Origin of the sequence: Delftia tsuruhatensis, from assembly GCF_903815225.1 — a bacterium.
Lineage (GTDB): Bacteria > Pseudomonadota > Gammaproteobacteria > Burkholderiales > Burkholderiaceae_C > Comamonas > Comamonas tsuruhatensis_A.
The window spans coordinates 5,159,150-5,171,876 of record NZ_LR813084.1; the positions used below are offsets into that span (position 1 = coordinate 5,159,150).

Below are 12,727 nucleotides of genomic sequence, written 5' to 3' on the forward strand. Positions count from 1 at the left end.
GATCACCTCAGCTTCAGCGTGGACAGGCCCAGCAGGCACAGCAGCATGGTGATGATCCAGAAGCGGATCACGACCTGGGTTTCCTTCCAGCCGCTCTTCTCGAAATGGTGGTGCAGCGGCGCCATCTTGAGCAGGCGGCGACCTTCGCCATAGCGCTTCTTGGTGTATTTGAACCAGGTGACCTGCAGCATCACCGACAGGGCCTCGACCACGAAGATGCCGCCCATGATGGCCAGCACGATTTCCTGGCGCACGATCACGGCGATGGTGCCCAGCGAGGCGCCCAGGGCCAGCGCGCCCACATCGCCCATGAAGACCTGGGCCGGGTGGGCGTTGAACCACAGGAAAGCCAGGCCCGCGCCGGCCATGGCCGCGCAGTACACCAGCAGCTCGCCCGAGCCCGGGATGTGCGGGAAAAGCAGGTACTTGGCATAACCGGCGTTGCCAGTCACATAGGCGAAGATGCCCAGGGCCGAACCCACCATGATCACGGGCATGATGGCCAGTCCATCCAGGCCGTCGGTCAGGTTCACGGCATTGCTGGCGCCCACGATGACCAGATAGGTCATGACCACGAAGCCCAGCACGCCCAGCGGATAGCTGACTTCCTTGAAGAAGGGCACGAGCAGGCCGGCCTTGGGCGGCAGGTCCAGCGCGAAGCCCGACTGCACCCAGGTCACGAACAGCTCGAACACCTGGGCATTGGAGTTCTCGGAGATGCAGAACACCAGGTACAGCGCGGCCAGCAGGCCGATGACGGACTGCCAGAAGTACTTCTCGCCCGAACGCATGCCTTCGGGATCCTTGTTCACCACCTTGCGCCAGTCATCCACCCAGCCGATGGTGCCGAAGCCCAGCGTGACCAGCAGCACGATCCAGACGAAACGGTTGGACAGGTCGAACCACAGCAGCGTGGAGACGGCGATGGACAGCAGGATCAACGCGCCGCCCATGGTGGGCGTGCCGCTCTTGACCAGATGGGTCTCCATGGCGTAGCCGCGCACGGGCTGGCCGATCTTGAGCGCCGTCAGCATGCGGATCAGGCGCGGGCCGGCCAACAGGCCGATGACCAGGGCCGTGAGCGCGGCCATCACGGCGCGCAGCGTCAGGTACTGGAACACGCGCAGGAAGCTGAATTCCGGCGACAGGCCCTGCAGCCATTGCGACAGCATCAGCAGCATGCGGCCTCCTTCGTGCGACCGTCATCCTTGCCGGCCGCCTCGACCGCCTGAACCACCTGCTCCATCTTCATGAACCTCGAACCCTTGACCAGAATGCTGCCCGCCTCGGGCAGCGCGGCACCGACCGCCTGCTGCAGCGATGCCATGTCCTCGAAATGCCGCGCGCCTTCACCGAAGGCAGCCGCGGCCGATGCGCCCAGCGCGCCCAGCGTGAACAGCCGGGGAATGCCGCGGCTGCGCGCAAGCGCGCCGGCCTCGGCGTGGAATTGCGGCCCCTGGTCGCCGACCTCGCCCATGTCGCCCAGCACCAGCCACTGGGGCGCGGGCAGCTCGCGCAGCACCTCGATGGCCGCTGCCACCGAATCGGGGTTGGCGTTGTAGCTGTCGTCGACCACGGTGATGGTGCGCCCGCCGACGTTCACACCCAGCGCGCGCGAACGGCCCTGCACGGGCTCGAAGGCACTCAGGCCCCGCGCGATGTCGGCCAGCGCAACACCCGCGGCCTGTGCGCAGGCCGCCGCGGCCAGCGCATTGCGCACGTTGTGGCGGCCGGCGATGTGCAGGCGCACCGGGGCCTCGCCCCCGGGCGTGACCAGCGTGAACTGCCAGGCATCGCCCAGCCACAGTGCATCGCGCGCATGCACCTGGGCGCCGTCGCCGGACTCGCCGAACAGTACACAGGCACGTGCACCGGCCAGTTCATGCCACAGCGGCGTGTACGTGTCGCCGGCCGGGAACACGGCCACGCCGTCGGCCGGCAGGGCCGCCAGCACGCTGCCGTTCTCGCGTGCGACGGCCTCGACCGTGTGCATGAACTCCTGGTGTTCGCGCTGGGCGTTGTTGACCAGTGCCACCGTGGGCTGGCCGATGGCGGCCAGCTCGGCGATCTCGCCGGGATGGTTCATGCCCATCTCCAGCACCGCCACGCGGTGCTGGCCGGTCATGCGCATCAGGCTCAGCGGCAGGCCGATGGAGTTGTTGAAATTGCCGCGCGTGGCCAATGCCGCCTCGCCCGCATGGGCGCGCAGGATGGAGGCGACCATCTGCGTGACCGTGGTCTTGCCGTTGCTGCCTGTGACGGCGATCAGCGGCAGCGCGAAGCGCGCGCGCCAGGCCGTGGCCAGCGCGCCCAGGGCGCGCAGCGTGTCGGGCACTTCGATGCCGGACAGGCCTGCCGCCTCCAGGCCGCCATGGGCCAGGGCCGCCGCCGCACCGGCTTCGCGGGCCTGGGCCAGGAACTGGTTGGCATCGAAACGCTCGCCCTTGAGGGCGACGAACAGGTCCCCGGCCTGCAGCGTGCGGGTATCGGTGTGCACGCGCGCGAGCTGGGTCTGGCCGTCTCCGACCAGCCGGGCTTCGGGGAGTTGCGACCGGATCAATTCCAGCGCTTGTTGCAAGGTCATCATGACCGCTTCTTTCCTTCACGGGCCGCCAGCGCCTTGCGCGCCTCGGCCATGTCGGAGAACGGATGGCGCAGGCCCGCCGTCTCCTGGTAGTCCTCGTGTCCCTTGCCGGCGATCAGCACCACGTCGCGTTCGCTGGCGTGAGCGATCGCCTGGGCGATGGCCGCCGCGCGATCGGCCTGGACAAGCAGGTTCTCGCCCGGCTGCATGCCGGCCAGGATCTGGTCGATGATGCGGCCGGGCACTTCGCTGCGCGGGTTGTCGCTGGTGACCAGCACGCAGTCGGCATTCTTCTGGGCGGCCTGCCCCATGAGCGGCCGCTTGCTGGCATCGCGGTCGCCGCCGCAGCCGAACACGCACCACAACCTGCCCTGGCGTTGCTCGGCCGCCGGACGCAGCGCGCGCAGCGCCTGGTCCAGCGCGTCGGGCGTATGGGCATAGTCCACGGCCACCAGCGGCTGGCCCGGCTGGGCCATCTGCTGCATGCGCCCCGGCACGGGCTCCAGGTGGGAGCAGGCGGCGACGGCATCGTCCAGGCTCAGGCCCAGGCTGCGCAGCGTGGCCAGCACCCCCAGCAGGTTGGAGACGTTGTACTGGCCCACCATGCGCGTGTGCATGCGCAGGCTGCGGCCGGCCTCGATCACGGTGAAACCCAGGCCCTCTGCGCCCAAAGCGATGTCCTTGGCCTGCAGGCGCGCCGCGCCTTCGATGGAGATGCTCCAGACATCGAGCGCGGCGGACTGCGGACGCGACTGCAGGCGTGCCCACAGGCGCGCACCGTGCGCATCGTCCACATTGACGACGGCCGCCTGCAGGCCGGGCCAGTCGAACAGCGCGGCCTTGGCCTCCCAATAGGCCTGCATGCTGCCGTGGTAGTCGAGATGGTCCTGCGTGAAATTGGTGAACAGCGCCACGCGGATGCGCGTGCCGTCCAGTCGGTGCTCGACGATGCCGATGGAGGACGCCTCGATGGCGCAGGCTGCCAGGCCCGCGTCGGCATATTCACGCAATGCACGCTGCAGCCGCACGGGGTCGGGCGTGGTCATGCCCGTGGGCTCCAGCGCGGGCGGCACGCCCACGCCCAGCGTGCCCACCAGGGCACATCCGCGGCGCCCCTGCAGCGTCACCCGGGCCAGCGCATGGGCCAGCCACCAGGCCGTGGTGGTCTTGCCGTTGGTGCCGGTCACGGCCAGCACATCGACCTGCCCGCTGGGATGCGCGAACCACTGGTCGGCGATCAGGCCCGTGGCGGCCTTGAGACCGGGCAGCGCGGCGATGCGCTCGCCGCCGAAGCCGAAGGCTTGCACTCCCTCGGCCTCGACCAGGCAGGCCACGGCACCGCGCTCCAGCGCAGAGGCCACATGGGCACGACCATCGGTGGCCGCGCCAGGCCAGGCGATGAAGGCGTCGCCGGGGCGGACCTTGCGGCTGTCGGTCTGCAGCGTGCCGGCCCCCTTCAGGCGGGCACCCAGCCAATGGACGGCCTCGGCAGCCGAGGACAGCATGGCGATGGCTGGGGAGTCGCTCATAGCGAAGGCTCCTCCACGGGGTTGGCGACGATCAAGGGCTTGACTTCCATATCAGGCTGCACGCCCATCAGGCGCAGCGTCTGCTGCACCACTTCGCTGAACACGGGCGCCGCCACCGTGCCGCCATAGATGGTGCCGGCGCTGGGCTCGTCCACCATCACGGCGACGATGATGCGCGGGTTCTCGATGGGCGCCATGCCCGTGAACCAGGCGCGGTACTTGCCGGCCGCATAGCCCTTGCCCTGCTGCTTGCGCGCCGTGCCGGACTTGCCGCCCACCGAGTAGCCGATGGTCTGGGCACGCTGGCCCGTGCCGCCGGGACCGGCCGCCAGGGCCAGCATCTTGCGCACCTCGTTGGCCGTGCGCGGCGAGAACACGGGCACGCCCACGGGCGGCTCGTCGGTCTTGATCATGGTGGCGGGAATCACCCGCCCCCCATTGGCGAAGACGGTATAGCTGCGCGTCATCTGCAGCAGGCTGGCGGACAGGCCGTAGCCATAGCCCATGGTGGCCTGCTCGACGGGCCGCCAGGTCTTGTACGGACGCAGGCGTCCGCTGGCCGCGCCCGGGAACGAGATCTGCGGCTTCTGGCCGAAGCCGACGGCCGAGAAGGTCTCCCACATGTCCTTGGCCGGCATCTGCAGCGCGATCTTGGTCGTGCCCACGTTGCTGGACTTCTGGATCACGCCGGCCACGGTCAGCAGGCCATAGTTGTGGGTATCCGAAATCGTCGAGCCGGTCACGTTGACGCGGCCCGGCGAGGTGTCTATCGGTGTTTCCGGCTTGAACCGGCCTGATTCCAGCGCCAGACCGATGGTGATGGGCTTCATGGTCGAGCCGGGCTCGAAGGTGTCGGTGATGGCGCGGTTGCGCAACTGCTCGCCGGTCAGGTTCTTGCGCTTGTCAGGCACATAGCTGGGGTAGTTGGCCAGCGCAAGCAGCTCGCCCGTGTGCGCATCCATGACCACCACGCTGCCGGCCTTGGCCTTGTGGGCGATGACCTGGTCCTTGAGCTTCTGGTAGGCGAAGTACTGCACCTTGCTGTCCACGGACAGCTGGATATCGCGCCCGTCCTGGGGCGGCACTTCCTCGCCCACGCCCTCGACCACGCGGCCCAGGCGGTCCTTGATCACGCGCCGCGAACCGGGCTTGCCGCCCAGTTCCTTGTCGAACGCCAGCTCCATGCCCTCCTGGCCCTGGTCTTCCACGTTGGTGAAGCCCACGATGTGGGCGGCCGATTCGCCCTCGGGGTACTGGCGCTTGTATTCCTTGCGCTGGTAGATGCCCTTGATGTTGAGCGCCTGGATCTGCTGGCCCACATCCCAGTCGAGCTGGCGCTTGATCCAGACGAAGGTCTTGTCCTCGTCGGCCAGCTTGTCCATCAGTGCGGGCAGCGGCATCTCCATGAGCGACGCCAGTTGCTTGAGCTTGGCCTTGACCTCGGGGTCGTCCTGCTCCACGTCCTCCGGGATGGCCCAGATGCTGGCCGCCGGCACGCTGGAGGCCAGGATCAGGCCGTTGCGGTCCAGCAGGCGGCCTCGGTTGGCGGGCAACTCCAGCGTACGTGCAAAGCGCACCTGACCCTGGCGCTGGAAGAAGTCGTTGCCGAACACCTGCACATAGGCCGCCCGCGCCCCCAGGCCGACGAAGCCCAGGGCCAGCATGGCCACGATCATCTTGCTGCGCCACAAGGGTGTCTTGGAGGCCAGCAGGGGGCTGGAGGTGTAGAGCACGGAGCGTGTCATGGAGCGACTCCCGTGCGCGCATCGTCATTGACGTACTGGGCGATGGCCGGCGTGGCCGGCTTCATCTGCAGGCGCTCACGCGCCATCACCTCGATGCGCTGGGGCGTGGCCTGCGCCCGCTTTTCCACCTGCAGGCGCTGCTGCTCCGTGGCCAGGCGGCGCGACTCGGCCACGGCCCTGTCCAGTTCGGTGAACAGCCGGCGCGACTCGTACTGCGTGTGCACGAGAAAGACGGCGCTGGCCATCACCGCCAGCAGCAGCATGAGATTCAGGCGCAGCATGCCCCGTCCCTCCCCTGCCGCATGGAGCCGATGCCGCGACTCATGCAGGCACCTCGGTACGTACGGCCACGCGCATCACGGCCGAGCGCGAGCGCGGATTGGCGGTGACCTCGGCCTCTCCGGGCTTGATGCGGCCCAGCGCCTGCAGGCGCATGGGCGTGGGCGCGGCAAAGGGCGCCCGGCGGTCATAGACTTCCTTGGAGTGTCTGGCGATGAATTGCTTGACGATGCGGTCTTCCAGCGAGTGAAAGCTGATCACCACCAGGCGCCCGCCCGGCGCGAGCACGCGCAGGCTGGCTTCTAGCGCCTGCTCGAGTTCCTCAAGCTCGGCATTGATGAAAATCCGAAGAGCCTGGAATGTGCGTGTCGCTGGGTTCTGCCCAGCCTCGCGGGTCCGGACCGCGCCAGCCACGAGCTCGGCAAGCTCCGCGGTGTTGCGGAGAGGCCCCTGGCTTTCGCGTCGAGCAACAATCGCCTTTGCAATGGGGCCAGCAAACCGTTCTTCGCCGTAGTCACGTATCACCTCCGCAATCTGCTGCGCATCGGCCTCCGCCAGCCAGTCCGCCACACTCTGGCCGCGCGTGGTATCCATGCGCATGTCCAGCGGGCCTTCGAAGCGAAAGCTGAATCCGCGCTCGGGGTTGTCGATCTGGGGGGAGCTCACGCCCAGATCCATCAGCACGCCCCGCACACTGGCGGCGGGCAGCTCGGCCAGGTGGCGAAAGCCCTCGTGCCGAATCGAAAAACGCGCATCGGTGATGCGCGCTGCCTCTTCGATCGCGTCCGGGTCCTTGTCGAACGCCAGCAAGGCCCCATCCGGCCCCAGCCGCTGCAGGATGCGCCGGGAATGTCCGCCTCGCCCGAACGTCGCGTCCACCCACTGCCCGGCAATGGGCTGCGCGGCACCGTCCAGCAGCGCGTCGACGGCCTCGTCGAGCAAAACGGTGATGTGTTGCAACGGCTGATTCAAGAAAACGCCTCTTTCCTAGAACGCAAAATCCTGGAAGGCCGCAGGCATCTCCTCCTGCATGGCCTTCGCTTCCTGTGCCTCATAAGTGGCCTTGTCCCACAGCTCGAAATGGTTGCCCATGCCCAGCAGCACGACCTCCTTGGTCAGGCCCACCGCCTCGCGCAACTCGGGCGACACCAGCACGCGACCGGTGGCATCCATGTCCACGTCCATGGCGTTGCCCAGGAAGATGCGCTTCCACCATTGCGCCGACATCGGCAGCTGCGCGATGCGCTCGCGAAACTGCAGCCACTCGGTGCGCGGAAACAGCATCAGGCAACCATGGGGATGTTTGGTGAGGGTGACCTGGCCCTGGGCCATGGCCAGGAGGGCGTCACGATGCCGGGTCGGCACGGACAGCCGCCCCTTTCCATCGAGATTCAGCGAGGACGCCCCTTGAAACACGGTCAGTCACCCCGGTCGGTTGGAGCCATCGCGTCCCGGACATCGGGCCACAAAGGCAACTTTCACCACTTAATTGCACTTTTTTGCACTGTAGCAGCAATTTGGTGTTTCACAACCCGGGAACGGACAATTATTTGCAATGAAATCAACGACTTAGAGATCGAATGCAATGTGAGTACTGACAAAAAACCAAGGCTTTACAAGCACTTAGGGGGGTGACTGCAAGTGAACTCTCAATGCCGGCAGGCAATTGCAACGATTCAATTCGCTGGCGACCGGGTGCAACTCGGGCGACCCTCCTACAAAAAGTGACTGCCCGCCAATGCGGGCAGTCACTTCGGAACGCAGGCTCAACGGCCGGCCCCGGGGGGCACGGACACCCGGCAAACGGCATGCCGGGCGGCGATCTCAGAGGATGAAGCGCGAGAGGTCCTCGTCCTGGCTCAGCGACTGCAGGCGCTGGTCCACGTAGGCCGCGTCGATGGTGACGGTCTGGCCCGAGAGCCTGGCGGCGTCGAAGCTGACCTCGTCCAGCAGGCGCTCCAGCACGGTGGACAGGCGGCGTGCGCCGATGTTCTCGGTGCGCTCGTTGACCTCGAAGGCGATGCCGGCCAGCCGGGTGATGCCCTCGGGAGTGAACTCCAGCGTCACGCCCTCGGTGGCCAGCAGGGCCTGATACTGCTTGACCAGCGAGGCGTGGGTCTGGGTCAGTATGGCCTCGAAGTCCTGGACCGAAAGCGAATCGAGTTCCACGCGGATCGGGAAGCGCCCCTGCAGCTCCGGGATGAGGTCGCTGGGTTTGGACAGGTGGAAGGCGCCCGAGGCGATGAACAGGATATGGTCCGTCTTGACCATGCCGTACTTGGTGGTCACGCTGGTGCCCTCGACCAGGGGCAGCAGATCGCGCTGCACGCCCTGGCGCGAGACATCGGATCCGCTGGTCTCCTGGCGCGTGGCGACCTTGTCGATCTCGTCGATGAAGACGATGCCGTTTTGCTCCGCATTGGCGATGGCGCGCGTGCGCACGTCGTCCTCGTTGACGAGCTTGGCGGCTTCCTCCTCGGTGAGCAGCTTCATGGCCTCGGCGATGCGCAGCTTGCGCGTCTTGCGCTTTTCCTGACCCATCTGGCTGAACATGCCGCGCAACTGCTCGGCCATCTCCTCCATGCCCTGGGGGCCCATGATCTGCACCTGGGGCGGCGCATCGGCGACATCGATCTCGATTTCCTTGTCGTCGAGCTGGCCTTCGCGCAGCTTCTTGCGAAAGACCTGGCGCGCCGTGTTGTCCGCAGCCACCTCGCCACTGCGGGCCTGGGGCACGAGCACGTCAAGGATGCGGTCCTCGGCCGCATCCTCGGCGCGCAGGCGCAGCTTCCTGATGTCGGCCTCGCGCGTCTGCTTGACAGCCACCTCGGCCAGGTCGCGGATGATGGCATCCACGTCCTTGCCCACATAGCCGACCTCGGTGAACTTGGTGGCCTCCACCTTGATGAAGGGCGCATCGGCCAGCCGCGCCAGGCGGCGCGCGATCTCGGTCTTGCCCACGCCCGTGGGGCCGATCATGAGGATGTTCTTGGGCGTGATCTCCTGGCGCAGGCCGTCGGCGACCTTCTGGCGGCGCCAGCGGTTGCGCAGCGCGATGGCCACGGCGCGCTTGGCGCCGGCCTGGCCGACGATGTGGTGGTCCAGTTCGGAGACGATCTCCTGGGGAGTCATGGCAGAGGACATGGTGTCTATGAGGTCAAATCCGCCGCAGGCGTCCGTTGCACGGACCCTGTCGGCTATCAAATTCAGGGGGCCAGACGGCAGCACGGGGCCGCCGCCGAGGTCTCAGAGCGTCTCGACCGTGTGGTGCATGTTGGTGTAGATGCACAACTCGCCAGCAATGCCCAGCGACTTGCGCACGATCTCCTCGGCCGACAGCTCGGTGTTGTTCAGCAGCGCCTTGGCCGCGGAATGCGCGTAGGCGCCGCCCGAGCCGATGGACACGATGCCCTGCTCGGGCTCCAGCACATCGCCGTTGCCGGTGATGATGAGCGAAGCCGATGCATCGGCCACGGCCAGCATGGCCTCCAGGCGGCGCAGCACGCGATCGGTGCGCCAGTCCTTGGTCAGCTCGATGGCAGCACGTGTCAGATGGCCCTGGTGCTTTTCGAGCTTGGCCTCGAAGCGCTCGAACAACGTGAAGGCATCGGCCGTGGCGCCAGCGAAGCCGGCCAGCACCTTGCCGTGGTAGAGCTTGCGCACCTTGCGCGCCGTGCCCTTGACGACGATGTTGCCCAAAGTGACCTGGCCATCGCCACCGATGGCGACCTGCACGCCTTCGGGGGTCTGCCGGCGCACGCTGATGATGGTGGTGCCGTGATACTGTTCCATAGCGGTGGCAGATGAGGGCGGACATTCCCTTGTCAAGGGCGCCCCGCGAATCAGTCCTTGCGCGGATTGACCTGCGCGTGTTCCTGGATGCCAATCACGTTGAAGAACACGGCCACCAGCTGGTGCAGTTGGCTGAACTGGATCACATGGCCCAGCGACTGCATGTGGGCCGCCCAGTTGAGCACGGAGCCGGCTGCCGCAAAGTCCATGCGCACCAGCTGCGTGCAATCGATGACCACGGGCTCGCCCAGGCTGGCGCCCTCCTGCACCGGATCCAGCCAGGAGGAGGCGTCGCCCTCGATGATGCCAGCCAGCACGAACCGTACGGCCTGCTCCTCCACAGGGCCGAATTGAGCCGGTACCTCGGGGGCGCCGGCATCTGCGGCCTGGGTCATGCACTGGGCAACGGGATCCACCCACGGCGGGGGGGAGACCTCGTAGGTGACGCAATAGTCCAGCGCCACCAGCTCGAAATCATCCTGGCGGTTCATCAACCGCAGCAGCGCCATGCGCAGGCGCCACCACAGCGTATCCACGCTGCCATCGCCCGAGGGACTGCGCGCGCCCAGCAGTGCAAGCAGCCGCTCGGCATTGAGCAGCACGAACACGCCTTGCGTATCGGCCCACTGCTGCAGCAAGGCCTCGAGCGCCGGGGCGGCCGCCTCGTCGATGCCGGCCACGGCCGCCCAGTCCAGGGTCCAGGGTCCGCCAGCCTTGGCCTGGGAGACCTTCAGCGCCGTCACGCCATTGGGCGTGATCTGGGCTGGCGCACTCCAGCGCCACCCCTGCGGGGCCACGGCCCCCGAAGCAGCAGCGACCACGCCGGAGCGCTGCTTCGTCATGGCGAACCACTGGGGGGCGGAGCGACCGAAGCGCGCGGCGAACTCGATGCCCGCCTTGTCGAACTGTGCCGGACGGTCGGCGGCACGGTACAGGTCCAGCAAGGCCAGCCAGACCGGCAGCTGCGCGGGCACGTCGCGCCGCGCGATCAGCTCCAGCATGCCCTGCTCGGCCCCGTCGGTGTCTCCGTTGGCGAACAGGATGGCCGGCTCCTCAAGGTCGGCGTCGTGCTCGAACACCACGAAACAGGGCGGCACCATGTCCATGGGTTGCGGAGGAGACACCTCGGTGGCCGCGAAGGCCGGCAGGAAATCGGTCGCCCCTCCAGCGGCCGAAGGGGCGCGCCATGGGCTGGGGGTCGATGAGGGGGGGGGGCGTGGAAACGGAGGGTACCTGCGGCGCGGGCGCCAGGCCCATGGGCAAGGTGGTCGCGAATGCGGCCGCATCCGCAGCGGAAGCAATGGCCGGTGGAACCACGTCGCTGAGCAGGGGAATCTGACCCGATGGCGGCGGCTTGCGGAACGAGGCCGGCGCCGGATTGCCACCTGCCGGCAGCGCCATGGGCATGGTCGTTGCATCGGCCGTCTGCTTGCCCCTCCACCACTGCTGGGACATCTGTGCCTCGATCTCGTCGATCTTCTTGAGCGTGACGGCACGCTCTCCGGAGGACTTGGAGCTCAGCAGGCTGCTGAGGAACTGGGATCCCTGAGCCTGGGGCCCGGACACTGCGGCCGGGGCGCTGCCGGGCCGGGACGCCTGCTGCATCTCGGTCTGGCGCAGGCGGCGCAGTTGTTCGAATTCACGCTTGCGCACGAAGTCGTTGCGGCGCTTGCGCTCGATCATCTCCTTGAGCGCCTGCTTGCTGTACTGACTTTCCTGGTCCTCGTCGAGGCCGTCCAGATCGGACCAGTTGACCGTGGGGTGGCGCACGAAGCGCACCACCTTGGACAACAACCCTCCCGATTTGCTGCTCTCTTCTTTTGCCATGGCGAGTCAGATTAGCACCAACGGCCCGAAGGCCGTTGCCGCGCCTCAATCTCCGTACATCTTCTGTTTGAGCTCGCGGCGCTGCTGCGCCTCCAGCGACAGCGTCGCCGTGGGACGCGCCAGCAGGCGACCCACGCCAATGGGCTCGCCGGTCTCGTCGCAGTAGCCGTAGTCTCCGGCGTCGATGCGGGCGATGGACTGCTCTATCTTCTTGAGCAGCTTGCGCTCGCGGTCGCGCGTGCGCAGTTCCAGCGCGTGCTCTTCCTCGATGGTGGCGCGGTCGGCCGGATCGGGAACCACCACGGTGTCCTCGCGCAGGTTTTCCGCCGTCTCGCCTGCGTTGGTGTGCATGTCATGCTTGAGATTGAGCAGCTTGAGGCGAAAGAACGCCATCTGCTTCTCGTTCATGTACTCGTCATCGGACATGGCCAGCACTTCGGCATCCGTCAGTTCTTCCGCCGACTTGGTCTTCCAGGCATTGGCCAGCTTGGGGTCTCGTTTCGTCGCTCCCGACGAAGGCGTTTGCGTAGTGGTAGGCATAGTGTTGGTTTCGCTAACTTAGTCCGCGCCGAAGGCTTCGGACGGGGCCATGGATGGTACTGTCAAACGGGGCGCCTGGGTCGAATGCCATGCAGGACAGACGGTCGCCTGGGGTGCGCCGCCCGCAGCGTTCCCCGCACGGCGGGGTGCGGCGATCCTGGCCTTGCGGATGCCGCGTGCGCAGAAGCCCCCTTGCAGGCCGGTGCGGGAGATCGGGTCGGCAGCACCGGCCGCAGCCGGGACCACGGCCCTCTTCCTCGCAGCCGTGGCGCGGGCGGCCACTGTCGGCTTCTTGCTGGATTCGGCGCTCACTTCCTGTCTCCTCACAGTATGGACAGTCCCTTGCGGGGAAGTCCACGGGGCTTGCGGGCTCTCTACAGGGGCGCGATTGTAGCGATGCCCTACGGGAGCGCAAGCCGTTGCACATACCC

9 protein-coding genes and 2 pseudogenes are annotated in these 12,727 nt (G+C 67.2%); all 11 read right to left on the reverse strand.

Annotated elements, in window-relative coordinates:
• Positions 1–2: 2 nt before the first annotated feature.
• The 11 genes and pseudogenes from mraY to dksA all read right to left on the reverse strand — a co-directional run bounded on the left by mraY (position 3) and on the right by dksA (position 12,608).
• Entirely contained in the window at positions 3–1,181 is a 1,179-nt protein-coding gene (gene mraY, locus L1Z78_RS23505) for a phospho-N-acetylmuramoyl-pentapeptide-transferase (RefSeq protein ID WP_234638746.1), read from the reverse strand.
• Positions 1,172–2,587 (reverse strand): UDP-N-acetylmuramoyl-tripeptide--D-alanyl-D-alanine ligase, encoded by a 1,416-nt coding sequence (locus L1Z78_RS23510; RefSeq protein WP_234638747.1) that lies wholly within the window; start codon positions 2,585–2,587, stop codon positions 1,172–1,174. The genes mraY and L1Z78_RS23510 overlap by 10 nt, the downstream gene beginning before the upstream one ends.
• Entirely contained in the window at positions 2,584–4,113 is a 1,530-nt protein-coding gene (locus L1Z78_RS23515) for a UDP-N-acetylmuramoyl-L-alanyl-D-glutamate--2,6-diaminopimelate ligase (protein ID WP_234638748.1), read from the reverse strand. Before L1Z78_RS23515 ends, L1Z78_RS23510 begins: the two co-directional genes overlap by 4 nt.
• Positions 4,110–5,858 (reverse strand): peptidoglycan D,D-transpeptidase FtsI family protein, encoded by a 1,749-nt coding sequence (locus L1Z78_RS23520; protein WP_234638749.1) that lies wholly within the window; start codon positions 5,856–5,858, stop codon positions 4,110–4,112. Before L1Z78_RS23520 ends, L1Z78_RS23515 begins: the two co-directional genes overlap by 4 nt.
• Positions 5,855–6,139: a cell division protein FtsL gene (gene ftsL / locus L1Z78_RS23525; protein WP_234638750.1), complete on the reverse strand. Its 285-nt coding sequence runs from the start codon at positions 6,137–6,139 to the stop codon at positions 5,855–5,857. Before ftsL ends, L1Z78_RS23520 begins: the two co-directional genes overlap by 4 nt.
• 40 nt (positions 6,140–6,179) lie before the next feature.
• Entirely contained in the window at positions 6,180–7,109 is a 930-nt protein-coding gene (gene rsmH / locus L1Z78_RS23530) for a 16S rRNA (cytosine(1402)-N(4))-methyltransferase RsmH (RefSeq protein ID WP_234638751.1), read from the reverse strand.
• A gap of 15 nt (positions 7,110–7,124) precedes the next feature.
• Positions 7,125–7,553: a division/cell wall cluster transcriptional repressor MraZ gene (gene mraZ / locus L1Z78_RS23535; RefSeq protein ID WP_234638752.1), complete on the reverse strand. Its 429-nt coding sequence runs from the start codon at positions 7,551–7,553 to the stop codon at positions 7,125–7,127.
• Between the two features lie 408 nt (positions 7,554–7,961).
• Positions 7,962–9,281, reverse strand: a complete 1,320-nt coding sequence (gene hslU / locus L1Z78_RS23540; protein WP_234638753.1) for an ATP-dependent protease ATPase subunit HslU — start codon at positions 9,279–9,281, stop codon at positions 7,962–7,964.
• A gap of 102 nt (positions 9,282–9,383) precedes the next feature.
• On the reverse strand, positions 9,384–9,929 hold the full coding sequence (hslV, locus tag L1Z78_RS23545; RefSeq protein ID WP_234638754.1) for an ATP-dependent protease subunit HslV: 546 nt from the start codon (positions 9,927–9,929) through the stop codon (positions 9,384–9,386).
• Positions 9,930–9,979: 50 nt separating this feature from the next.
• Positions 9,980–11,756, reverse strand: a pseudogene (locus L1Z78_RS23550) (STAS domain-containing protein).
• Positions 11,757–11,801: 45 nt separating this feature from the next.
• Positions 11,802–12,608 (reverse strand): annotated as a pseudogene (gene dksA / locus L1Z78_RS28120) (RNA polymerase-binding protein DksA).
• Positions 12,609–12,727: the final 119 nt, after the last annotated feature.

Excerpts from the sequence above, each read along its gene's own strand:
- ftsL (WP_234638750.1), bottom strand. The coding sequence starts at position 6,139 with ATGCTGCGCCTGAATCTCATGCTGCTGCTGGCGGTGATGGCCAGCGCC.
- L1Z78_RS23520 (WP_234638749.1), bottom strand. The coding sequence starts at position 5,858 with ATGACACGCTCCGTGCTCTACACCTCCAGCCCCCTGCTGGCCTCCAAG.
- L1Z78_RS23510 (WP_234638747.1), bottom strand. The coding sequence starts at position 2,587 with ATGATGACCTTGCAACAAGCGCTGGAATTGATCCGGTCGCAACTCCCC.
- hslV (WP_234638754.1), bottom strand. The coding sequence starts at position 9,929 with ATGGAACAGTATCACGGCACCACCATCATCAGCGTGCGCCGGCAGACC.
- L1Z78_RS23515 (WP_234638748.1), bottom strand. The coding sequence starts at position 4,113 with ATGAGCGACTCCCCAGCCATCGCCATGCTGTCCTCGGCTGCCGAGGCC.
- hslU (WP_234638753.1), bottom strand. The coding sequence starts at position 9,281 with ATGTCCTCTGCCATGACTCCCCAGGAGATCGTCTCCGAACTGGACCAC.
- mraY (WP_234638746.1), bottom strand. The coding sequence starts at position 1,181 with ATGCTGCTGATGCTGTCGCAATGGCTGCAGGGCCTGTCGCCGGAATTC.